The organism is Streptococcus sp. TATVAM-FAB8, from assembly GCF_046592795.1.
GTDB lineage: Bacteria > Bacillota > Bacilli > Lactobacillales > Streptococcaceae > Streptococcus > Streptococcus ruminicola.
On the sequence record NZ_JAWVPQ010000009.1, the window covers coordinates 42245 to 65980 of the forward strand.

Annotated in this window: 24 protein-coding genes; 19 read left to right on the plus strand and 5 right to left on the minus strand. The window is 37.8% G+C overall.

Translation table 11 applies throughout. The annotated features are described in order from the left end of the window. Positions 1 to 2 precede the first annotated feature (2 nt). From SFC32_RS06185 to ileS, 10 genes are all read left to right on the plus strand, one after another. Positions 3 to 1079 carry a UDP-N-acetylglucosamine--N-acetylmuramyl-(pentapeptide) pyrophosphoryl-undecaprenol N-acetylglucosamine transferase gene (locus SFC32_RS06185; protein WP_411049970.1) on the plus strand — a complete coding sequence of 359 codons (1077 nt, stop codon included), beginning with the start codon at positions 3 to 5 and terminating at the stop codon, positions 1077 to 1079. Continuing rightward, positions 1080 to 2315 (plus strand): cell division protein FtsQ/DivIB, encoded by a 1236-nt coding sequence (locus tag SFC32_RS06190; RefSeq protein WP_411049969.1) that lies wholly within the window; start codon positions 1080 to 1082, stop codon positions 2313 to 2315. Positions 2316 to 2450: 135 nt separating this feature from the next. Continuing rightward, the gene (ftsA, locus tag SFC32_RS06195; protein ID WP_039697286.1) at positions 2451 to 3824 is read left to right on the plus strand and encodes a cell division protein FtsA; all 1374 of its coding nucleotides are present in this window, start codon (positions 2451 to 2453) and stop codon (positions 3822 to 3824) included. A 19-nt stretch (positions 3825 to 3843) separates the two neighbouring features. Beyond that, a complete protein-coding gene (gene ftsZ / locus SFC32_RS06200; protein WP_039697285.1) occupies positions 3844 to 5169 on the plus strand; it encodes a cell division protein FtsZ in 1326 nt (441 codons plus the stop codon). Beyond that, the gene (locus tag SFC32_RS06205) at positions 5169 to 5843 is read left to right on the plus strand and encodes a YggS family pyridoxal phosphate-dependent enzyme (protein ID WP_006531551.1); all 675 of its coding nucleotides are present in this window, start codon (positions 5169 to 5171) and stop codon (positions 5841 to 5843) included. The genes ftsZ and SFC32_RS06205 overlap by 1 nt, the downstream gene beginning before the upstream one ends. A 12-nt stretch (positions 5844 to 5855) precedes the next feature. Beyond that, entirely contained in the window at positions 5856 to 6464 is a 609-nt protein-coding gene (locus SFC32_RS06210; RefSeq protein ID WP_166043825.1) for a cell division protein SepF, read from the plus strand. Positions 6465 to 6467: 3 nt separating this feature from the next. Beyond that, entirely contained in the window at positions 6468 to 6725 is a 258-nt protein-coding gene (locus SFC32_RS06215) for a YggT family protein (RefSeq protein WP_039697283.1), read from the plus strand. After that, positions 6722 to 7507 (plus strand): RNA-binding protein, encoded by a 786-nt coding sequence (locus SFC32_RS06220; protein ID WP_411049968.1) that lies wholly within the window; start codon positions 6722 to 6724, stop codon positions 7505 to 7507. The genes SFC32_RS06215 and SFC32_RS06220 overlap by 4 nt, the downstream gene beginning before the upstream one ends. 10 nt (positions 7508 to 7517) lie before the next feature. Beyond that, complete coding sequence (locus tag SFC32_RS06225) at positions 7518 to 8276, plus strand: DivIVA domain-containing protein (RefSeq protein WP_074559481.1); 759 nt, start codon at positions 7518 to 7520, stop codon at positions 8274 to 8276. 324 nt (positions 8277 to 8600) lie between these two features. Then, positions 8601 to 11399, plus strand: coding sequence for an isoleucine--tRNA ligase (gene ileS, locus SFC32_RS06230; protein WP_411049967.1), 2799 nt, complete (start codon positions 8601 to 8603; stop codon positions 11397 to 11399). A gap of 89 nt (positions 11400 to 11488) precedes the next feature. Here the strand turns inward: ileS and SFC32_RS06235 are convergent, their stop codons facing one another. The 5 genes from SFC32_RS06235 to SFC32_RS06255 form a co-directional block, all read right to left on the minus strand. Further along, complete coding sequence (locus tag SFC32_RS06235) at positions 11489 to 11791, minus strand: DUF1827 family protein (RefSeq protein WP_020916381.1); 303 nt, start codon at positions 11789 to 11791, stop codon at positions 11489 to 11491. A gap of 71 nt (positions 11792 to 11862) precedes the next feature. After that, a complete protein-coding gene (locus tag SFC32_RS06240; RefSeq protein WP_058833190.1) occupies positions 11863 to 12309 on the minus strand; it encodes an NUDIX hydrolase in 447 nt (148 codons plus the stop codon). Between the two features lie 195 nt (positions 12310 to 12504). Beyond that, positions 12505 to 14790 carry an ATP-dependent Clp protease ATP-binding subunit gene (locus SFC32_RS06245; protein ID WP_074563274.1) on the minus strand — a complete coding sequence of 762 codons (2286 nt, stop codon included), beginning with the start codon at positions 14788 to 14790 and terminating at the stop codon, positions 12505 to 12507. Between the two features lie 140 nt (positions 14791 to 14930). Continuing rightward, positions 14931 to 15464 carry a DUF3278 domain-containing protein gene (locus SFC32_RS06250; RefSeq protein ID WP_411049966.1) on the minus strand — a complete coding sequence of 178 codons (534 nt, stop codon included), beginning with the start codon at positions 15462 to 15464 and terminating at the stop codon, positions 14931 to 14933. A gap of 29 nt (positions 15465 to 15493) precedes the next feature. Next, on the minus strand, positions 15494 to 15691 hold the full coding sequence (locus SFC32_RS06255; RefSeq protein ID WP_006531540.1) for a helix-turn-helix transcriptional regulator: 198 nt from the start codon (positions 15689 to 15691) through the stop codon (positions 15494 to 15496). Positions 15692 to 15865: 174 nt separating this feature from the next. Between SFC32_RS06255 and argF the strand changes: the two genes are divergently transcribed. From argF to SFC32_RS06300, 9 genes are all read left to right on the plus strand, one after another. Further along, entirely contained in the window at positions 15866 to 16846 is a 981-nt protein-coding gene (gene argF / locus SFC32_RS06260) for an ornithine carbamoyltransferase (RefSeq protein WP_411049976.1), read from the plus strand. A 116-nt stretch (positions 16847 to 16962) separates the two neighbouring features. Beyond that, the gene (locus SFC32_RS06265) at positions 16963 to 17193 is read left to right on the plus strand and encodes a DUF1797 family protein (RefSeq protein ID WP_004230761.1); all 231 of its coding nucleotides are present in this window, start codon (positions 16963 to 16965) and stop codon (positions 17191 to 17193) included. Positions 17194 to 17503: 310 nt separating this feature from the next. Next, on the plus strand, positions 17504 to 18190 hold the full coding sequence (locus SFC32_RS06270; RefSeq protein WP_020916387.1) for an amino acid ABC transporter permease: 687 nt from the start codon (positions 17504 to 17506) through the stop codon (positions 18188 to 18190). Then, positions 18190 to 18924 (plus strand): amino acid ABC transporter ATP-binding protein, encoded by a 735-nt coding sequence (locus SFC32_RS06275; RefSeq protein ID WP_411049383.1) that lies wholly within the window; start codon positions 18190 to 18192, stop codon positions 18922 to 18924. The genes SFC32_RS06270 and SFC32_RS06275 overlap by 1 nt, the downstream gene beginning before the upstream one ends. Positions 18925 to 19291: 367 nt before the next feature. Then, entirely contained in the window at positions 19292 to 19768 is a 477-nt protein-coding gene (locus SFC32_RS06280; protein ID WP_074559490.1) for a ferrous iron transport protein A, read from the plus strand. Beyond that, positions 19765 to 21903 (plus strand): ferrous iron transport protein B, encoded by a 2139-nt coding sequence (gene feoB / locus SFC32_RS06285; protein WP_411049384.1) that lies wholly within the window; start codon positions 19765 to 19767, stop codon positions 21901 to 21903. Before SFC32_RS06280 ends, feoB begins: the two co-directional genes overlap by 4 nt. Before the next feature lie 5 nt (positions 21904 to 21908). After that, a complete protein-coding gene (locus SFC32_RS06290) occupies positions 21909 to 22055 on the plus strand; it encodes a FeoB-associated Cys-rich membrane protein (RefSeq protein ID WP_074563280.1) in 147 nt (48 codons plus the stop codon). 138 nt (positions 22056 to 22193) lie between these two features. After that, complete coding sequence (locus SFC32_RS06295; protein WP_039697272.1) at positions 22194 to 23048, plus strand: bifunctional methylenetetrahydrofolate dehydrogenase/methenyltetrahydrofolate cyclohydrolase; 855 nt, start codon at positions 22194 to 22196, stop codon at positions 23046 to 23048. Then, on the plus strand, positions 23045 to 23736 hold a 692-nt coding region (locus tag SFC32_RS06300; RefSeq protein ID WP_411216636.1), incomplete at its 3' end, for an NAD(P)H-hydrate dehydratase. The genes SFC32_RS06295 and SFC32_RS06300, both read left to right, overlap by 4 nt.

The following is a 23736-nucleotide window of genomic DNA, read 5'->3' on the forward strand; positions in this document are numbered from 1 at the left end:
GCATGGCTAAAAAAATCGTATTTACCGGTGGTGGTACAGTTGGCCATGTTACCTTGAACTTGATTCTTATCCCAAAATTTATCAAAGATGGTTGGGAAGTTCACTATATTGGTGACAAACATGGAATTGAACACGAACAAATTGAAAAATCAGGTCTAGATGTAACCTTCCATTCTATTGCAACAGGAAAATTAAGACGTTATTTTTCATGGCAAAACATGCTTGATGTGTTCAAAGTTTCATTTGGAATTCTTCAATCAATTGCAATTATCGCTAAAATTCGTCCACAAGCTTTATTCTCAAAAGGTGGCTTTGTATCTGTCCCACCAGTCATTGCGGCAAAAACACTCGGAGTTCCTGTTTTTGTGCACGAATCTGACTTATCAATGGGACTTGCTAATAAAATCGCTTATAAATTTGCGACAACGATGTACACAACCTTTGAACAAGCCAAAGGCTTGGTGAAAGCAAAACACGTTGGTGCGATTACAAAAGTTGGTAGCAAAGTTGCTTATGATAGCAGCAAAATTGAAGGAATTAAAGCACACTTTAACCCTGAATTGAAAACACTTCTTTTCATCGGTGGTTCTGCAGGTGCACGTGTTTTTAATGACTTTATTACAAATACCCCTGAATTGGTTGAGCACTACAATGTTATCAATATTTCAGGAGATAAAAGTTTAAACGGATTGAGTCAAAATCTCTATCGAATTGATTATGTCACAGACCTTTATCAGCCTTTGATGGACATGGCAGATGCTGTTGTGACACGCGGTGGTTCAAATACTATTTTTGAATTAGTGGCGATGAATAAATTGCACTTGATTGTGCCTCTTGGAAAAGAAGCAAGTCGAGGAGATCAGCTTGAAAATGCAGCTTATTTTGAGAAAAAAGGTTATGCTCGCCAACTTTCTGAGGATAAACTTACTTTTACGCATTTGCAAGAAGAGCTCACTCAACTCTTTGAACAAGAAAATAGTTATCACACACAAATGAAAAATTCCACTGAAATCAAGTCACAAGAAGAATTTTATGATCTGCTTAAACAAGATATTTCTAAGACTGCAAAAGGAATTTAAATGACAAAAAAGAAAGAGCCTAAAAAAAGTCAAAAAGCTAAATCAGAAAAAAAATCAGCTTTGACGGAATGGCAAAAACGTAATATTGAGTTTCTAAAGAAAAAAGAAGCTGAAAAAGCGGAAAAGAAAAAACGCCAAGAAAAATTACGCTTAGAGCGTAAGCCGAAAGCAACAGATACTGATACCGAAGCTGAAAAAGTTGAAGAAAAAGTTTTGACTGCAGAAGAAAAGAAAAAGGCTAAGGAAGCTAAAAAAGAAGAAGCTAGAGAAGCCAAAGAGGCTAAAAAATTACAAAAACTGGAAGCTAAAAAAGAGAAAACGCCTCTTCAAAAAGCGATTCATCATGCGCTACCAGTTATCATCACTTCTGCGGTTATTCTTTTAATTTCAATCTTTTTGGTAACCCCATTTAGTAAAAAGAAAATTGTTACGGTTACGGGTGCGACAACGGTTAGTCAGGAAGAAGTGATTAGAGATTCAGGAATTAAACCGTCTAACTATCTCTTTTCATTGATTTTCCACCATTCAGCTTATGAAAAAAATATTATTAGCAAAAATAAAATGGTGAAAAGTGCTAACTTTATTTACAGATTCCCAAATAAATTAAATATTGATGTTAAAGAGTACAGCATAATTGCTTATGCCCAAACTGATGATGGCTATCAGCCAATCCTTGAAAATGGGACACGTATTGGTCTTGTAGGAGCTTCTGAATTACCAGAAAGTTTCTTAACGATTAATTTATCATCAGAAAAAGACATTCAAAAACTGGTTAAGGCTTTTTCAAAATTGGATAAAGATTTGGTTAATCAAATTCAAATTGTCAGCTCAGCAGATTCTGCAACAACATCAGATTTATTGAAATTGGAAATGCATGATGGAAACGTTGTTCGTGTTCCACTATCTGAGTTGGCTAAGAAATTACCATATTATTTGAAAATAAAAGATAGCTTGCCAGAAAACAGTATTGTTGATATGGAAGTGGGAATTTATGCAACTTCTGAATCCATTGAAGCATCTGTTGCAGCAGATAAAGAAAAAGCTAAAAACGAAAACAAAAAAGAATCAGAATCTGATTCTAAATCTGACGAAGAAAACTCTCAAACCGAGTCGAGTGAGGAAGCTACAGCAACGGAATCAAGTGAAACTGAAGGCGCAGAAAATCAAGCTCCAGGAGCTACAAATGAAGAGCATCCGAACGAAACCGCAGTAGTTGAACAAGTAGCTCAACAATAAAATTAAGATTCTATAACAAAAAACGTAAAATGATAACATTTTACGTTTTTTTATGATATAATATTTTCTGAATAATTCTGATTTTATGCAGATTTTAGAATAGTAAATGATTGGAAAGATAGTGAGGTCGAGTGAATGGCTAGAAATGGCTTTTTTACAGGATTAGATATAGGGACAAGCTCGATTAAAGTTCTAGTAGCAGAATTTGTTTCTGGCGAAATGAACGTGATTGGTGTGAGTAACGTTCCCAGCACGGGAGTAAAAGACGGTATTATTATAGATATTGAAGCAGCTGCAGAAGCAATCAAAACAGCGATTGAACAAGCAGAAGAAAAAGCTGGAATGACAATCGATAAGATTAATGTTGGTCTTCCAGCTAATCTTCTTCAAATCGAACCAACTCAAGGTATGATTCCAGTTCCAAGTGAATCAAAAGAAATCAAAGATGAAGATGTTGATAGCGTTGTTAAATCAGCATTGACTAAGAGCATCACTCCAGAACGTGAAGTTATCTCTTTGATTCCAGAAGAATTTATCGTTGATGGTTTCCAAGGTATTCGTGACCCACGTGGCATGATGGGAATTCGTTTAGAAATGCGTGGTTTAATTTATACTGGACCAACAACAATTCTTCATAACCTTCGTAAAACAGTAGAACGCGCTGGTATCAGTGTTGAAAATGTTATTATTTCACCACTTGCTTTGGCAAAATCAGTTCTTAACGAAGGTGAACGTGAATTTGGTGCTACTGTGATTGATATGGGTGGCGGTCAAACAACCGTTGCTTCTATGCGAGCACAAGAATTGCAATATACAAACATCTATGCAGAAGGTGGCGAGTATGTCACTAAAGACATTTCTAAAGTCTTGAAAACTTCTATGGAGATTGCTGAAGCCCTTAAATTTAACTTTGGTCAAGCAAACTTAGAAGAAGCAAGCTCTTCAGAAACTGTTCAAGTAGATGTTGTTGGTAGTGAATCTCCAATTTCAGTAAGTGAACGATACTTGTCAGAAATCATTTCTGCACGAGTTCGCCACATTTTAGATCGTGTTAAACAAGATCTAGAACGTGGACGTCTACTTGACCTACCAGGAGGAATTATTCTTGTTGGTGGTGGAGCAATTATGCCAGGTGTGGTAGAAGTTGCTCAAGAAATTTTTGGAACAACTGTCAAACTACACGTTCCAAATCAAGTTGGTATCCGCAACCCAATGTTTGCCAATGTTATTAGCTTAGTTGAATACGTTGGGACAATGAGCGAAGTTGATGTTATTGCTCAACGTGCGGTATCTGGTGAAGAATTACTTCGTCGTAAACCAGTTGATTTCGAACCACAGCCACAAGTACAAGCGCAACAACGAGTGGTTTATAATAACGAACCTGTTGTACCAGTTAATGAAAACATGGTACCACAGCCAGCTCCAGTTCAGCCTGTACAAAGACACGAAGAACCAAAATCTAAGTTTAGCGAACGTGTTCGTGGTATTTTCGGAAGTATGTTTGACTAATAATAAGTGAGGAATAAAAATGGCATTTTCATTTGACACAGCATCAGTACAAGGTGCAGTTATTAAAGTTATTGGTGTCGGTGGTGGCGGAGGTAACGCTATCAACCGCATGATTGATGAAGGTGTTGCTGGTGTTGAATTTATCGCAGCAAACACTGATATCCAAGCATTGAGCTCTTCAAAAGCTGAAACTGTTATTCAGTTAGGGCCTAAATTGACTCGTGGACTCGGTGCTGGAGGACAACCTGAGGTTGGTCGTAAAGCCGCTGAAGAAAGCGAAGAAGTATTGACTGAAGCTCTTACAGGTGCTGATATGGTCTTCATCACTGCTGGTATGGGTGGTGGATCTGGTACAGGTGCTGCACCAGTTATCGCACGTATCGCTAAAAGCCTTGGAGCTCTTACAGTTGCAGTTGTAACACGTCCATTTGGTTTTGAAGGTAACAAACGTGGTAACTTCGCTGCAGAAGGTATCCAAGAACTTCGTGAACAAGTTGATACATTGCTTATCATCTCAAACAACAACCTTCTTGAAATCGTTGATAAGAAAACTCCACTTCTTGAAGCTCTTAAAGAAGCAGATAACGTGCTTCGTCAAGGTGTTCAAGGTATTACTGATTTGATTACAAATCCAGGTCTTATCAACCTTGACTTTGCCGATGTTAAAACAGTTATGGCTAACAAAGGTAACGCTCTTATGGGGATTGGTATCGGTTCTGGTGAAGAACGTATTACTGAAGCAGCTCGTAAAGCTATCTTCTCTCCACTTCTTGAAACAACAATCGATGGTGCTGAAGATGTTATCGTTAACGTAACTGGTGGTCTTGACATGACTCTTACTGAAGCAGAAGAAGCTTCTGAAATCATCAGTCAAGCAGCTGGTAAAGGTGTTAACATCTGGCTTGGTACATCTATTGATGACACAATGAAAGATGAAATCCGTGTAACTGTTGTAGCTACAGGTGTTCATCAAGATCGTGCAGAACAAGTAGCAGGATTCCGTCCACAAGCAACTCGTTCATTTGCACAAAACAACGCACAACAAGCAGCTGGCGCTCAATACGCTTCAGAACGTGCTCAACAACCTGGTCAAGCCGCTTTTGAACGTCGTTCAAACTTTGACTATGATATGAGCGAAAACCATGCAATGCCAGCTCCACAACAACCAACAGCAAATCAATCACAACAAAAAGATAATTCATTTGGAAATTGGGACCTTCGTCGCGACAACATCGCACGTCCAACAGAAGGCGAACTTGATAGCAAATTGACAATGTCAACATTTACAGCTAATGAAGATGCTGATGATGAACTTGAAACACCACCATTCTTCAAAAATCGTTAATGACCGATTTTCAAAAAAATAAAGACCTTGTTTTTGAACAGGTTGCGCAAGCAACAAAAGCAGCCAATCGTTCACAAGAAAGTGTCAAGATTATTGCTGTGACGAAGTATGTTGATAGTGGTGTTGCTGCTCGTCTTATTGACACAGGTATTGAACATATTGGTGAAAATAGGGTCGATATGTTTCTGGATAAGTATGAAGCGTTAAAAGATAAAAATTTAACATGGCACTTAATCGGTACTCTACAGCGTCGTAAAGTAAAAAATGTCATTAATTACGTTGATTATTTTCACGCTTTAGATTCTGTTAAATTAGCTGCTGAAATCCAGAAAAGAGCAGAGCATCCCATTAAATGCTTCCTACAGGTTAATATTTCCGAGGAAGAGAGTAAACACGGCTTTAAAGTTTCAGAAATTGATGAAGCTTTAGCTGAAATCTCTGACTTTGATAAAGTGGAAATTGTAGGATTGATGACGATGGCGCCTAAGAATGCTTCTGAAAGTGAAATTGACGACATTTTTGGAAAAGCCGACAAACTTAGACAAGAGTTGCAGGCACGACAATTAGCTCATATGCCGTTTACCGAATTAAGTATGGGCATGAGTGGTGATTTCCCAATTGCTATTCGCAATGGGGCAACTTTTGTTAGAATTGGATCATCATTCTTTAAATAACGGGAGAAAAACATGGCTTTGAAAGATAAATTTGACAAACTAATCTCTTATTTCGATACTGATGAGGTAAGTGATGTTGAAGAAACTGTTGAAGATGAGGTTAGACAACCTCGTGTTCAACAACAAGTTGAGGCTAAGCCACAGCAAGCACCTAGACGCGCAGAACAGCAATTCTCATCAGCACGAGCTCAACAAGTTCAAGCTGGTGGTGCTGTTCGTCAACGTGTGCAACCTCAACAAAGACGTGCTACTGATGAAAATCCGCACGTTCATTCATTGAATCAACGTCGTGAAGAACAATTACAAGTTCGAAACAATCAAACGACTACAACAATTGCCTTGAAATACCCTCGTAAATATGAGGATGCTCAAGAAATTGTTGATTTATTGATTGTTAACGAATGTGTATTGATTGATTTTCAATATATGCTTGATGCTCAAGCACGTCGTTGTCTTGATTTTATTGATGGTGCAAGTAAAGTTCTTTATGGTAGTCTTCAAAAAGTTGGCAGTTCAATGTATTTGTTGACACCATCAAATGTCATCGTCAATCTCGAAGAACTTCCAATCCCAAATGCGGGACAAGATGTTGGGTTCGATTTTGACATGAAGAGACGCTAATATATGATTTTTGTATTAATTGTACTATTAAAAACCATTCAATTATACTCTTATCTGCTAATTGCGTATGCGCTCCTATCTTGGTTTCCTGGTGCGTATAACACTGGATTTGGTCGTTTATTGGTTCAAATTGTTGAACCAGTAATTAAACCTTTTCAACGTTTAAATCTTCAATTTATGGGATTGGACTTTACGATTTGGGCCGCGGTTATTGCCTTAAATCTCTTGAGTCGCTTTCTTATTATGTTATTGGTTCGATGAAAAAAGAAATTTACCAACATTTTCGACCTGAAGAGTATGATTTCATTGAAAAAATGGATGACATCGCTCAGAGGGTAGAAGAGACATACGCTTATTCATTAACAGATTTTCTAAATCCTCGCCAAGTTGATATTGCTAAAAGTATTCTTGGAAATCGAGGCTTGCGCTACTTTGTTTCGAGTGATTATTATCCTGCAGAGTACGCACGTATACTAGTTGCACCTGATTACTATGAGCTAAATTTGGAAGATTTCGAGTTAGCACTGCTAGAAGTGAACTATAATTCGAAGTTTAATCAATTAACTCACGCTCAAATAATGGGAACTTTACTTCACAAGCTTGGAGTTAAGCGAACGATTATTGGAGATATTTTAGTTGAACAAGGCTACGCACAGTTATTAGTTACGAAAAATATGGTTGATTATTTTCGAGTTAATGTTACTAAGATTGCAAAAGCAAGTGTAAGCCTAAAAGAGATTCCGCTTGACCAGTTAATTAAGGGAGAAAAAGAATCTCATCAGCTAGATATCATGGTTTCAAGTATGCGTTTGGATAAAGTTCTAGCAACAGTTTTGAAGCTTTCTAGAAGTCAAGGTATTCAGTTGATCAGTGCTGAAAAGGTAAAGCTTAACTATCAGACGCTTGATAGACCTTCAGAAATGCTTCAAGTTGGAGATTTGATTAGTGTTAGAGGATTTGGTCGGTTTTCTATCTTAAGTGAGAATGGGCTTACGAAGAATGGAAAATACAAATTGACCGTAGATAAGATGATACATAAATAAGGAGAAATCAATGGCACTTACAGCACTTGATATTAAAGATAAAACATTTAAATTAAAATTTCGTGGATACGACGAAGAAGAAGTTAATGAATTTCTTGATATCGTTGTAGATGACTACGAAGACTTGGTTCGTCGCAATCATGAACAAGAAAACAGAATCAAAGATTTAGAAGACAAACTTGCTTACTTTGATGAAATGAAAGAATCTTTGAGCCAATCTGTTATTCTTGCTCAAGAAACTGCTGAAAAAGTTAAAACATCAGCTAATGATGAAGCTGCTAACCTTGTTAGCAAAGCTAACTACGATGCACAACATTTGATTGACGAAGCAAAATCTAAAGCAAACCAAATCTTGCGTGATGCAACAGATGAAGCTAAACGTGTTGCGGTTGAAACAGAAGATTTGAAACGTCAAACACGTGTCTTCCACCAACGTTTGGTTGCCGCTATCGAAGGTCAACTTGGTTTGACAAATTCACCAGAATGGACAGAATTGTTGCAACCAACTGCTGTTTACCTTCAAAATTCTGATGCAGCTTTCCGTGAAGTTGTTGAGAAAGTTTTGGAAGAAGAAATGCCTGAAGCTGATGATGAATTGTCAATGGATGCTACACGTCAATTCACTCCAGAAGAAATGGAAGAATTGCAACGTCGTGTAGAAGCAGGAAACAAACACCTTGAAGAAACACAAAAACTTCCTGTTATTGATGATGCCGATGACATCAATCTTAACGAAACACAAACATTTAAATTAAATATTGAAGAATAAGAAAAACGCGATTGATATGCTATATTAACAGCGAGTGGACGATGGTGCGAGGTCTGCAATCACTGGGATATCAGTTATCCTTTTCTAAGATTTTATCTGAATGAAGTAAGATAAAAGGGAGAAACTCACCTTACGGGTTAAAGAGGGAAATTTAGATTTCTACCTTATTTTTCAGTGTAGCTAAATTTCTAAACTAAGGTGGTACCACGAGCTTTCGTCCTTACTGAGACGAGAGCTCGTTTTGTTTTACCACTTTAAAAAGTCATTTTTCTGTCAATGAGTTAATCATGGACAGTTGAATATTATTTATTATAAGGAGTAGTCATGAAATTAAAAGAAACGCTTAATCTTGGAAAAACTGCTTTTCCAATGCGTGCTGGACTCCCAAACAAAGAGCCTAAGTGGCAAAAAGAATGGGAAGAAGCAGACATCTATGCTAAACGTCAACAATTAAACGAAGGCAAACCTTCATTCAACCTCCACGATGGACCTCCATATGCCAATGGTAATATCCACGTTGGTCACGCCATGAACAAAATTTCTAAAGACATTATTGTGCGTTCAAAATCAATGTCTGGTTTCCGTGCTCCTTATGTTCCTGGTTGGGATACACATGGACTTCCAATTGAACAAGTATTGGCTAAAAAAGGTGTAAAACGTAAAGAAATTCCTTTGACTGAATACCTTGAAATGTGTCGTGAATACGCTCTTAGCCAAGTAGATAAACAACGTGAAGATTTCAAACGTCTTGGTGTATCTGCAGATTGGGAAAATCCATATGTAACACTTATTCCTGCATATGAAGCTGCACAAATCCGTGTCTTTGGTGCAATGGCTGATAAAGGTTATATCTACCGTGGTGCTAAACCAGTTTACTGGTCATGGTCATCAGAATCAGCTCTTGCCGAAGCTGAAATTGAATATCATGATATTGATTCAACTTCACTTTACTATGCTAACAAAGTTAAAGATGGTAAAGGTGTTCTTGATACAGATACATACATCGTTGTTTGGACAACAACTCCATTTACAGTAACTGCTTCACGTGGTTTGACTGTTGGTCCTGATATGGATTATGTTGTTGTTAAACCTGCTAACGATGATCGTAAATTTGTGGTTGCGGAAGCACTTCTTGATAGCCTTGCTGAAAAATTCGGTTGGGAATCATTTGAAGTTCTTGCAAAACACAAAGGTACTGAACTTGAATACATCGTTACTGAACACCCATGGGATACAGAAGTAGACGAACTTGTTATCTTGGGTGATCACGTTACACTTGATTCTGGTACTGGTGTTGTCCACACTGCACCTGGTTTTGGTGAAGATGACTACAATGTAGGTATCAAATACAACCTTGAAGTTGCTGTTACAGTTGACGAACGTGGTATCATGATGGAAAATGCAGGCCCTGAATTCCAAGGTCAATTCTACGATAAAGTTGTTCCAACTGTTAAAGAAAAACTTGGTGATCTTTTGCTTGCTAGCGAAGTTATCACTCACTCATACCCATTTGACTGGCGTACTAAAAAACCTATCATCTGGCGTGCTGTTCCACAATGGTTCGCCTCTGTTTCTAAATTCCGTCAAGACATCCTTGATGAAATTGATCGCACAACATTCTATCCAGAATGGGGTCGCACTCGTCTTTACAACATGATTCGTGACCGTGGTGACTGGGTAATCTCACGTCAACGTGCTTGGGGTGTTCCACTTCCAATCTTCTATGCTGAAGATGGTACAGCTATCATGACTAAAGAAGTGACTGATCACGTGGCTGACTTGTTCGAAGAATTCGGTTCAATCGTATGGTGGGAACGCGATGCCAAAGACCTTCTTCCAGAAGGATTCACTCACCCAGGTTCACCAAATGGTGAATTCACTAAAGAAACTGATATCATGGACGTTTGGTTCGATTCAGGTTCTTCATGGAATGGTGTGATGAACGCTCGTGAAGGTTTGGAATATCCAGCTGATCTTTACCTTGAAGGTTCTGACCAATACCGTGGTTGGTTCAACTCATCATTGATTACTTCAGTTGCTGTTAACGGACATGCACCTTACAAAGCTGTGCTTTCACAAGGTTTCGTTCTTGATGGTAAAGGTGAAAAAATGTCTAAATCTAAAGGTAATATCATTTCACCAAACGACGTTGCAAAACAATACGGTGCTGAAATCCTTCGTTTGTGGGTTGCTTCAGTAGATACTGACGCTGACGTACGTGTTTCTATGGAAATCCTTGGTCAAGTTTCAGAAACTTACCGTAAAATCCGTAACACACTTCGTTTCTTGATTGCTAACACAACAGACTTCAATCCAAATAAAGATGCCGTCGCTTACGAAGACTTGCGTTCGGTTGATAAATACATGACTGTTAAATTCAACCAATTGGTAGCTACAATCCGTAAAGCTTATGAAGACTATGACTTCATGGCTATCTACAAAGCTGTTGTTAACTTTATCACAGTTGATTTGTCAGCCTTCTACCTTGATTTCGCCAAAGACGTTGTTTACATCGAAGCAGCAGACAATATTGCTCGCCGTCAAATGCAAACAGTCTTCTACGATATCTTGGTTAAAATCACTAAATTGTTGACTCCAATTCTTCCACACACAGCTGAAGAAATCTGGTCATACCTTGAATTCGAACCAGAAGAATTCGTTCAATTGTCTGAATTACCAGATGCTGAAGTTTTCGAAGGTCAAGAAAATATTCTTGAAGAATGGGATGCCTTCATGACACTTCGTAACCAAGCTCAAAAAGCTTTGGAAGAAGCTCGTAACGCTAAAGTTATTGGTAAATCATTGGAAGCACACTTGACAATTTATGCTGGTGAAGAAGTGAAAACTCTTCTTGCTGCCCTTGATAGCGACATTGCTCAATTGTTGATCGTATCACAATTGACTGTTACTGACGAAGCTGCTCCAGCAGATGCGGTTGCCTTTGATGGTGTTGCCTTTACAGTAGCGCATGCTGAAGGTGAAGTTTGTGATCGTTGCCGTCGCGTAGATCCAACAGCTAAAGAACGTTCATACGGTGTTACAATTTGTGACCACTGTGCTGAAATCGTTGAAGCTAACTTCCCAGAAGCAGTAGCAGAAGGCTTTGAAGTTAAAGCAAAATAATGCGATAACCTATAATAACTAAAAACGAACTCACTTGAGTTCGTTTTTTTTGTATGTAAACTAAAAAAAATCAGGTTTTAAAAACCTGATTAGTGAACTGTTGGGAAGGAAATTTCAATTAGATTCGCTGTATGTAAGGTTTTCAACTGATCTAATTGAACGGTAGATTTGTCAATTTTGCGTTTGAGGAAGAATTCCCGAATGGCTTCGATTTCACTTTCTTTGATAGCACGATACTTGTTTGAAATCAACAGTTCGTAATGACTTGGTGCTTTAGTGAAAACAACATCGGTATTTCCTGCAGAGTAAGTCTCAACGAGTTTAGCGTCCGTGTTTCGAAGCTGGTTACGAACTAGCTCGGAATGACTACTTGTTGTGTTGATTAACCTCATAAATTTCCTCCTATGAACTTTCTACCATTATTATAACACTATTTTAGGTGAAAAACTTAGATTATGAGATTTTAATGATGATTTTTTTTCCAAGCATCAACACCCCATTTATGGCTGCCACGTTTTAATTTTACAATAGCTTCATCGACTGGGAACCAAGCAAGGTGATTAAAATCTTCAAGCGGTGCCCCAATTTTTTCATAATGTGTGACTTCATAGAGGTAAGCAGGGTTATAAAAATAAGTATCACGATGACGTGAGTAGAAGTACTCGTCAGCTTGTCCGTAATAATAACCAAGTTCAGCTGAAAATCCGAGTTCTTCAATAAGTTCGCGTTTTAAAGCTGAAAAATGATCTTCGCCCGCTTCGATTTCTCCGCCTGGAAGGAACCAAGAGCCGTTAGGGGCTTGAACTAAAATGATTTGGTCTTTAGTCGCATTTGGAATAATGGCATACACTCCGTAGCGAGCTTTGTAATCAACGTTATCAAGTTTTTCACCAAAAGTTGGGTTTGACATAATATTCTCCTATAAAACAAGTGTCCGAATGAGTGGAGATGGAATGATTAATCTCTAAAGTAGATTTGTAAGAGTGGCTATTGTTGTTATTATACTAAAAAAAGTTGTCTTTTGCTAGAAAATTGTCGGAATATTTTGATTTCTGGATTGTTAAAAAAGCCTAGAAAGCTAAAAACTTCCTAGACTTTGCTTTTATTATTCTGCTGAAACAGTTTCTTCTTTTTCAACTTTTTTAGCTGATTTGATGATGATTTTACCATTGCTTGTCATCACAGCTTTTAAATCTTTTTCAGTTGGGTGTTCAAGGTAGAAGTCTGTAATAGCATCTTCAATGTGATCTTGGATAGTACGACGAAGTGGACGAGCACCCATCTTAGGATCATATCCAAGGTCAACTAGTTTTTCTTTAACTTTATCTGTTACTTCAAGGTGAATATCGTTAGTTGCCAAACGGTTGTTAACATCGTCAAGCATGAGGTTAACGATATGAAGGAGATTATCTTTGCTTAGTGCTTTGAATTCGATAATGCCGTCAAAACGGTTCATGAATTCAGGACTGAAGAAGTCTCCAAGTTGACCAAGAACAGAATTTGTACGTCCTTCACGAGCAGCACCAAAACCAACAGAAGCTTCAGATTTGCCAGTACCAGCGTTAGATGTCATGATGATAATTGTATCTTTAAAGCTTACAGTGCGTCCTTGACCGTCAGTTAAACGCCCATCGTCAAGAACTTGCAAGAACATGTGCATGACATCAGGGTGTGCTTTTTCAACTTCATCAAGCAAGATGAGTGAGTATGGATTTCGACGAACTTTTTCAGTCAATTGACCAGCTTCTTCGTAACCAACATATCCTGGAGGGGCTCCGACGAGTTTAGCGACGGCATGTTTTTCCATGTATTCAGACATGTCAAAACGAATCATGCTATCAGCTGAACCAAAGAGTTCGATAGCAAGTTGTTTTGAAAGTTCTGTTTTTCCGACACCAGTAGGACCGACAAAGAGGAATGAACCAATTGGACGGTTTGGTGTACCAAGACCAACACGGTTACGACGGATAGCTTTGGCAATCTTATCAACGGCTTCATCTTGACCAATAACGTGTTCTTTCAAGTCATCAGCAAGGTGAATCAATTGTGATTGTTCTTTTTCTTTCAAGTCACCAACAGGGATGTTTGTTTTTTCTTCAACGATTGCTTCGATAGTTTTCTCAGTAATCACTGGAATATCATCTTCGTTGATGGTTTGTTTTTGCATTTCCTTGTATTTAGCGATTTGATCACGGAAATATGCTGCGCGTTCGTAATCTTCTTCACGAGTGGCTTGAGTTTTTAGGTTTTCGGCTTGAACCAAACGTTTGTCAATTTCTTTTGGATCAACAAAGTTGAGTGTCAAGTTCATCTTAGAACCAGCTTCGTCGAGAAGGTCGATAGCTTTATCTGGAAGGAAACGGTCTTGAATGTAGCGATTTGAGAGGGTAGCAGCAGCTTCGATAGCATCATCACTGTATTTGACATGGTGATAATCTTCGTATTTCTTTTGAATACCACGAAGAATAGTGATAGTTTCTTCGACGCTTGGTTCGTCAACTTTTACAGGTTGCATACGACGTTCAAGCGCAGCATCTTTTTCGATGATACGGTATTCGTTAAGAGTAGTAGCGCCGACTAATTGAAGTTCTCCACGAGCAAGAGCGGGTTTCAAGATGTTACCAGCATCCATGTTACCGTCACCAGCATTACCAGCGCCGACAATTTCGTGGATTTCATCGATGAAGAGGATAACATCTTTACGTTCACGGATTTCTTCCATGAGTTTTTGCATACGTTCTTCAAATTGACCACGAATACCAGTTCCTTGAACAAGGCTTACCACGTCTAGGCGGATAACTTGTTTATTTTGGAGTTTTTGTGGAACGTTACCGTCTACAATTTTTTGGGCTAATCCTTCAACAACGGCAGTTTTACCAACACCAGGTTCTCCGATAAGAACAGGATTGTTTTTTGTACGGCGGTTAAGAATTTCGATAACACGAACAATTTCAGCATCACGTCCGATAACAGGGTCGATATCACCACGGCGTGCGATATCAGTAACATTGATACCAAATTCTTCTAGCAAGCCCTTAGGTTCTTGCTGTGCTGGTCCGTTTGGGCGGAAATTGTTGTTGCCATTGCCACCGCGTCCGTTATTATTGCCTCCACCAGATTGAGTTGGAGGAGTATTTTGGAATCCTTGGCTTCCAAATGCTGGGAAGCCGCTGAGATTACTAAAGAAATCGTCGAAAGGATTCGATGATTGGTTTGTTTGGTTAGAAGATGATTGAGGATTACCTCCTAATCCTCCTAAAATAGCGTTATTTGGGTCAGTTTTCATAATTTGATAGCAATTTTGACACAAATCAATTTGCTTTTGCTGACCATTGACATTTGTATACAGGTGAATAGTAGATTCATTTAAATGACAATTTTGACAGAGCATATAAAATACCCTCCTTTCGTAATGTCTGACTAAAACAACAAAGGTCAAAGATAGTCAGATTTCATACTTACATTATAGCACTAGCCACTAGGAAATCAAGTAAAAAGCATTAAAAAATTAGCACTCTTATAAAAAGAGTGCTAATTTTTTTCAGGGTCAATTTGACTAGCAGCCATAGACCCCATAATAGCTCCAAAGATAAAACCAGAAAAAATGAGGATGCTTAAGAAGAGAGGATTGAACAAAATTTCAAAAGGATTTTCACCTTCTTGCCATTTGATAAACATATTAAAAACAAGCATAAAAATGGCAAAAACAACTCCATTAAGCCAACCTTTTTTCTTAGCTTTTTGACGCTCTATCTCAAGCTTATCTCTAGGGACTTCAAGAGGTCCTTGTAAGTCTCTATTGGTCAGCATTGTCATCATAACCATTGGCATGACAAAAATAATGACAAAAGCGTTGCAGTAGAGAAAAATTTCAGCAGATACTTTCCAGACAGTGCTCAAGAGAGAGGTAAGAGCTGTTGAAATAAATTCAAAAAGGAAGAGCAAAATAAATAATTTATTTCCAATACGGTTAACTTCTTGTTCACGGTATTCGTCCAATGCTCCATTAATACCATAAAATCGTTTGATGAATCGTGGCCATAGCGGCCCTTTACTTTTTTTCATGACTAAATCTCCTAATTTCCAATTCCTTTTTAAAGATGGCGAGTCTCCCAAAATAGTGTATTTAGATCAGTTCCTAATGCCTCGGCTAACTTGATGCAAAGGTCAAGTGAAGGATTGTACTTGTTATTTTCAATTAAATTAACAGTTTGCCTTGCGATTCCTATTTGCTTAGCAAGGGTCAGCTGAGAAATACCTAAATTAGTTCGAAATTCTTTAACTCGGTTCATTATTCCATCCTAATCTTTCTTGTATCAAGTATAGTATAATATATGTGACATGTCAATTATAAATGACATGCTTTTCTGAATTAAAATTTATTTTTATTCAAAATAGACTTGACAAGGTGTATAATTATGCTAAAATTAGGTATATTATTCAAGAAGAAAAGGATGGATTGGCCTATGGTTTTTAATAATTCGTTTTTGAAAGAGATTGATTTTACTAAGGAAGAGCTAACTAATCTCATTGATTTGGGATTGAGATTTAAAGAGTTGAAAAAGAAGAAAATTGCTCATAAATATTTAGAAGGCTTAAATATTGCTCTTATTTTCGAGAAGACAAGTACCAGAACACGTTCTGCTTTTACAGTAGCTGGACAAGATTTAGGGATGAATGTGACTTATCTGGGAAGCAGTGAAATTCAACTTGGCAAAAAAGAATCCGTAATTGATACGGCAAAAGTTCTAGGTTCAATGTTTGACGGGATTGAATATCGTGGCTTCAAGCAATCTGATGTTGAAGCTTTAGCGGAATTCTCTGGTGTGCCTGTCTGGAATGGTTTGACAGATACTTGGCATCCAACGCAAATGATTGCTGATTTTATGACATTAAAAGAAGTTTTTGGAAAACTAGAAGGTTTGACAATCGCTTATGTTGGCGATGGACGCAACAATATGGCAAATTCTTTGTTAGTTACTTCAGCTATTCTTGGCGTGAATGTAAAAATCATTGCACCAGCTAGCTTACAGCCAGAAAAAGAAATCATCGAGATTGCACAAGCACACAATAACGGAGCTGAGTTGACTATTACTGATGAGCTTGATGCCGTTTGTGGCGTTGATATGCTTTACACAGACGTTTGGGTGTCAATGGGCGAAAAAGTTGATTTTAAAGAACGTATCGACCTTTTGTTGCCTTATCAAATTAATGCTGATTTGGTTGAAAAGACAGGAAATCCAGATGTGATTGTCATGCATTGCTTGCCTGCTTTCCATGATTTAAACACAGAAATCGGTCAAGATATCTATGATAAATATGGTTTAGCAGAACTTGAAATTACAGATGAAGTCTTCCAAAAATACAGCTCAGTCATTTTCCAAGAAGCTGAGAACCGCATGCATTCCATCAAAGCGATTATGTATAATTCCCTAAAAGAGATTTAAAACGTTCTTTTTTGACGAGAAATTGTGATAAATGTGAGAAAATGCACTCTCTTGTTGTTTGTTTAGGAGAAATTATGTTAAAATAGTATGGACAATAAACGAAGAGGAGAATAGTCATGGAATCACATTTGGTGAGAATTATCAATCGTCTTGAATTAATGACGACTGATGGTAGCAATCTTAAACGTAATTTTGAACGTGATGGTGTCGTTGTGGCAGAAGTGTCTTTTAGCAATGACCCTGAAAATGGTCCAGTTTTCACTTTGCGTGATGTTGAAGCACGTGAGTCTTACTCATTTGACAGCATTGATTTGATCGCAATGGAAATTTACGATCTTCTTTACTAAGATAAAGAAAAAATTCAGACACAGTATAAGGGCAAAGGATTTTTAGTCCTTTCCATCCTATTTTTAAGTGTGGTTTCTGTGCTTTCTTATATTGCTATTTTGAATTGATAAAAGTCTAGGATTTTCTAGGCTTTTTTGTTTTTTATAAATGCTTGATACTTAGGTAAAAATTCTTTTTAATCGTTTTGACTAGAAGTGTCTAAAATCCCTATATATCAAGCTTTTTAAGCCAAACCATCCTTTAGTGTTGATTGGTATTTTTATTCAATATATGTTATAATTAATTGATTATTGCTTATAGGAGACACAAATGGATTTTTCATTTTTACCAAAGTATTGGGCTTATTTTAACTACGGTGTCCTTGTAACCATCATGATTTCAGCTTGTGTTGTCTTTTTTGGGACAATCATTGGTATCTTGGTTGCTTTAGTTAAACGTACAAATATTAAAATTTTAAATTGGATTGCTAGTTTTTATGTTTGGGTCTTTCGTGGAACTCCGATGGTCGTGCAAATCATGATTGCCTTTGCTTGGATGCATTTTAGTAATGCACCTATCGTAGGTTTTGGCGTTTTGGACCTTGACTTTTCACGTTTGCTTCCAGGTATTATTATTATTTCGCTAAATAGCGGAGCTTATATTTCTGAAATTGTTCGTGCTGGTATCGAAGCAGTGCCAAAAGGGCAACTTGAAGCGGCTTATTCATTAGGAATTCGCCCTGTGAATGCAATGCGTTATGTTATTTTGCCACAAGCCCTTAAAAATATTTTACCAGCTCTTGGTAATGAATTTATTACGATTATCAAAGATAGTTCACTTCTTCAAACAATCGGTGTTATGGAATTGTGGAACGGTGCACAATCAGTCGTAACAGCTACATATCTACCAATTACGCCATTGTTGTTTGCTGCATTCTATTACCTCATGGTGACTACAGTCTTGTCATTCTTACTTAAAAAACTTGAAAATCGTATGGGAAATGGAGGTAGCAACTAATGTCAGAGACTCTTATTTCAATTAAAGGCCTTCACAAATACTTCGGAAAAAATGAAGTGCTTAAAGGCATTGATCTTGATATTAAAGCAGGTGAAGTTGTTGTTATCATCGGCCCTTCAGGATCTGGGAAATCAACTTTCCTTCGTACAATGAACTTGCTTGAAACACCTACTAAGGGTGTGATTACCTTTGAAGGTGTCGATATTACTGATAAGAAAAATGACATTTTCAAAATGCGTGAAAAAATGGGAATGGTTTTCCAACAATTTAACCTCTTCCCAAATATGACAGTGCTTGATAATATCACTTTGTCACCAATTAAGACAAAAGGTGTTTCTAAAGAAGAAGCGCAAGCTAAAGCTTATGATTTGCTAGATAAAGTTGGGCTTCGTGATAAAGCTGATGCCTATCCAACAAGTCTATCAGGTGGTCAACAACAACGTATTGCTATTGCGCGTGGTCTTGCCATGGACCCAGATGTTCTTCTTTTTGATGAACCAACATCAGCGCTTGACCCAGAAATGGTTGGTGAAGTTCTTGGTGTTATGCAAGATTTGGCGAAATCTGGTATGACAATGGCAATTGTAACGCATGAAATGGGATTTGCGCGTGAAGTTGCTGACCGTGTCATTTTCATGGACGGTGGCGTGATTGTTGAACAAGGCTCACCAGAAGATGTTTTTGAACACACAAAAGAAGCACGTACAAAAGATTTCTTGAGTAAAGTTTTGTAAGATAAAAAATAGCCCCAGTTGAGTTACAAACTCGGCTGAGGTTTTTTGTTATAAAAAAAAAGAAAGTTAAAGGCACTTAAAAATGAGCAAAACATTAACTGTAAATGAGCGATTTTTATACATTAAGTACACTTAATTTTTATATTTTAGTTATTTTTAAGAGTGCTTTAGTCTATGAAAGAGTTGTGGAAACAGCTATATTATAACGATTCTAAATAAAGGTTGGTTTTATTTAGAATGATTCTAATCAATGTATAAATAAAGAAAAAAATTAATTTTTATGGTTTTTTTCGTCTATGTTTATGATATAATGATTCGGACGGAAGGTCAAATATTTTATCAAAAAAATTTGGGGAGGTCAAGAATTTTGATTTTGCAGAATGCTAAAGTTGGTATTCCTTACACTATTGTCAGTATTGATTTACCTGATGAGAGTGTTAGACACTTGTCAGACTTGGGGCTAAAAGTAGGAGCCTCACTTAAAGTGGTTTCTAAAACGCCAACTAGTGCGATTGTTATGCTTAAATCAAGTCGTTTGGCTTTTGATCAATCGATTTTAAGTCAAATTGATGTCACAGAAGAAGAAGGTGCTCTATTATCCCTTCCTCTTTCAGAGTTAAAAGTAGGTGAGTATGCTTACGTTGACGGTATTTATGCAATGAATGAAGCAAAACGTCGTCTTATGGATATGGGCTTGACTCGCCATACAAAAGTTTACTTACGTAAAGTTGCTCCTTTAGGAGATCCAATTGAAATTAGCTTACGCGGTTACGAATTGACACTTCGTAAGTCTGAAGCGCAAATGATTAGTGTCGTAAAAGTAGATAGCGAGGGGGAAAAATGACAGAGATAGCCTTAATCGGTAATCCGAATAGTGGTAAAACAAGTCTTTTTAACTTATTGACAGGAACAAGTCAACGCGTTGGTAACTGGCCTGGTGTTACTGTTGAGCGTAAAAGTGGAACAGTTAAGAAACACGCAGACTGGAAAGTTCAAGATTTACCAGGGATTTATTCAATGTCACCTTACACGCCTGAAGAAAAAGTTGCGCGTGATTATTTATTGAGTAATGATGCTGACAGCATTCTTAACGTTGTTGATGCGACAAACTTGGAACGTAACCTTTACTTGACTACTCAATTGATTGAAACAGGAATTCCAGTAACTGTTGCACTTAATATGAGTGATGCTCTAAAAGCTCAAGGAAAAACAATTAACATTGATAAACTTTCTTATCAATTAGGTGTTCCAGTTGTTTCAACTAGTGCAATTAAAAACACTGGTGTTGATAAAGTTGTTAAAAAGGCTGCTAACACGACAAAAGAAAGTGTTGACTTTATTCAATATCCAACTTACAGTGACCAATTCGAAGCAGCTGTTAAACAAATTATCGATATTTTAGGAGATGTTGTTCCAGAACGTTCAGCGCGTTTTTATGCCATTAAATTATTTGAACGTGATAGCTTGGTTCAAGAAGAGCTTCATTTGTCAGATTTCCAAAAAGGTGAAATCAATCAAGTCATTAAGATTACTGAGGAAATTTTTACTGAGGATTCTGAATCAATCGTTATTAATGAACGTTACGAATTTATCGAACGTGTGGCTAAAATGGCTCAAAACCAAGATAGCAATTTCAAAATGACAGTCTCAGACAAAATTGACCGAATTGTAACAAATCGTATCTTGGCCCTACCAATTTTTGCTGTCGTGATGTTCTTGGTTTACTATCTTTCTATTCAGACTGTTGGTACAATGGGAACTGACTGGGTTAATGATGTTCTTTTTGGTAAATTGGTTCCTGGTTGGGTTCAATCTGGTCTGGATGCTCTTCATGTTTCAGGATGGCTAGAATCACTTATCATTGATGGTATTGTAGCTGGTGTTGGAACCGTCCTTGGTTTCTTGCCGCAAATCTTCGTCCTCTTTATCTGTTTGGGCATTTTGGAAGATATTGGTTATATGAGCCGTGTCGCTTTCGTAATGGACCGTATTTTCCGTCGCTTTGGTTTGTCTGGTAAATCATTTATCCCAATGTTGATTGCAACAGGTTGTGGTGTTCCAGCGATTATGGCTAGTCGTACCATTGAAAATGAACGTGACCGTCGTATCACAATCATGACAGCAACCTTCATGCCATGTTCTGCTAAATTAGCAATCATTGCTTTGATTGCAGGTGCTTTCTTCCCAAGTAATGCTTATGTGGCACCGTCAGCATACTTTATTGGTTTCTTTACCATTATTTTATCTGGTATTGCTCTTAAGAAAACAAAATTATTTGGAAGTTATGTGAGCCCATTTATCATGGAATTGCCAGCTTATCACATGCCAAAAGTTATGAGTGTACTTCGCTATGCTTTTGGTAAAGCTCTTAGCTTTGTAAAACGTGCAGGTACGGTTATCTTTAGCTTGACAGTTATTATTTGGTTTATGTCAAATTATAGCTTTACACTACACGCTGTTCCTACAAATAAATCAATCCTTGCAACACTTGGTAATTTAGTGGCTTGGATTTTCACACCACTTGGATTTGGTAACTGGAAAGCAACTGTTGCAGCTGTAACAGGTCTGGGTGCTAAAGAGGCTGTTGTTGGAACATTTGGTGTCTTGTATAATGATAGTACTACTAGCGGCTTGTATCGAGCATTGCAATTGGATTACTCAGCTCTTGCAGGTTACTCATTCTTGATTTTCAACCTTCTTTGTGCACCATGTTTTGCCGCAATGGGAGCTATCAAACGTGAAATGGGTGATGCTAAGTGGACACTTGGAGCTATTGGTTTCCAAACAGGTCTCGCTTACGTTGTTAGTCTGATTATTTATCAACTTGGGCTTGTTGCTTTCTACGGTAAAGGTATTAACTTCTGGACAATCGTAGCTGTTGTTCTATTAATTGCGATTATCTACTTTATCGTGAGAAAACCAGCTCAAGAAAAAGAAGAAGTGATTACATTAGATAATCTAGAAAAAGTTGGAGAATAGTGTTTATGGCGACTATTATTATTGCATTGCTAATTGCATTTGCTGTCTTTATGGGCTTACGTAGTTTCATCAAGGGTAAAGGCTCTTGTGGTGATTGCAATTGTTCTTGTCCTGTAAAAGATAGCCAACATAAAAGTGTGAAAATGAAATAACAGAGGAATGCTTGCTCAGCTGAGCAGGTATTTCTTTTGCTGTATTTTTATAGAATATTCTGATAATTTATTAAAAAATATTTTATTATGAAGTCGCTTTCTGGTATAATAAAAGAAATATATTTTCAGGAGAATTTCATGGCAAAACTTATAGATGGTAAAGCTTTAGCTGCTAAAATGCAAAATGAATTAGTTGAGAAGGTTGAAAAATTAAAAGCTGAAGCTGGTATTGTACCTGGTTTGGTGGTGATTTTGGTTGGTGATGATCCCGCTAGTCAGGTTTATGTGCGTAATAAAGAACGCTCTGCTAAGAAAGCTGGATTCTTGAGTGAAACGGTTCGTTTATCAGAATCAACTAGTGAGGAAGAATTGATTCAAGTCATTGAGCAATATAATAACGATGATCGCTTCCACGGGATTTTGGTACAGCTACCACTTCCTGCCCACATTAACGACAAACGTGTGATTTTGGCAATTGATCCTAAAAAAGATGTGGATGGTTTTCACCCTATCAATACAGGACACCTTTGGAATGGACGTCCTGTCATGGTGCCATGTACGCCAGCTGGAATCATGGAATTATTGCGTGCTTACGAAGTTGATTTAGAAGGAAAAACGGCAGTTATTATCGGTCGTTCAAATATTGTCGGAAAACCAATGGCGCAGCTCTTGCTTGATAAAAATGCAACAGTGACACTAGCGCACTCACGTACTCGTGACTTGGCGCGTGTAACAAAACAAGCTGATGTCTTGATTGTGGCAATCGGTCAAGGACATTTTGTGACTAAGGAATTCGTCAAAGAAGGCGCTGTAGTCATTGATGTTGGTATGAACCGTGATGAAAATGGCAAATTAATCGGGGATGTTAAGTTTGATGAAGTTGAACCAGTAGCTAGTCTCATCACACCAGTTCCTGGAGGCGTTGGTCCAATGACAATTACCATGCTGATGGAGCAAACTTATCAATCAGCTCTTAGAAGTGTGAAAGCATGATTATTGACGAACGCTTAGCACGCAAGGTTGTTGTCAAACGTCAAGCGGATTCCCATAAGGGGACTTATGGGCGCGTACTCTTGATTGGTGGCTTTTATCCTTATGGCGGGGCTATTATCATGAGTGCTTTAGCTGCTGTTAAAAGCGGTGCTGGACTAGTGACAGTAGCAACTGAACGTGAGAACATTGTAGCACTTCACACTCAGTTACCAGAAGCTATGGCTTTTGATTGTGAGGACGAAGAATTTTTAGCAGAAAATCTTACTAAGGCAGATGTGGTTTTGATTGGTCCTGGTTTAGGAGAAAATAGCAAAGCTAAACGTGTGTTTGAAGAAGTGCTTTCTAAAGTTTCTGAAAATCAGATTTTGCTTGTTGATGGCTCTGCTTTAAATCTTCTTGCCAAAGCCATGCCAGTTTTTTGTCAGGCAGGTCACATTATTTTAACACCGCACCAAAAGGAGTGGGAACGTCTGTCTGGTTTGGCAATTGCTGACCAAAGTCTTGAAAATACACAAGCAGCTCTAGCTAATTTTCCAAAAGAGACGATTTTAGTGGCTAAAAGTCATCACACCAAAATCTTACAAGGTAGCCAAGTTGGAGAATTAACCGTTGGTGGTCCTTATCAGGCAACTGGTGGCATGGGTGATACCCTTTGTGGAATGATTGCTGGTTTTGTGGCTCAGTTTAA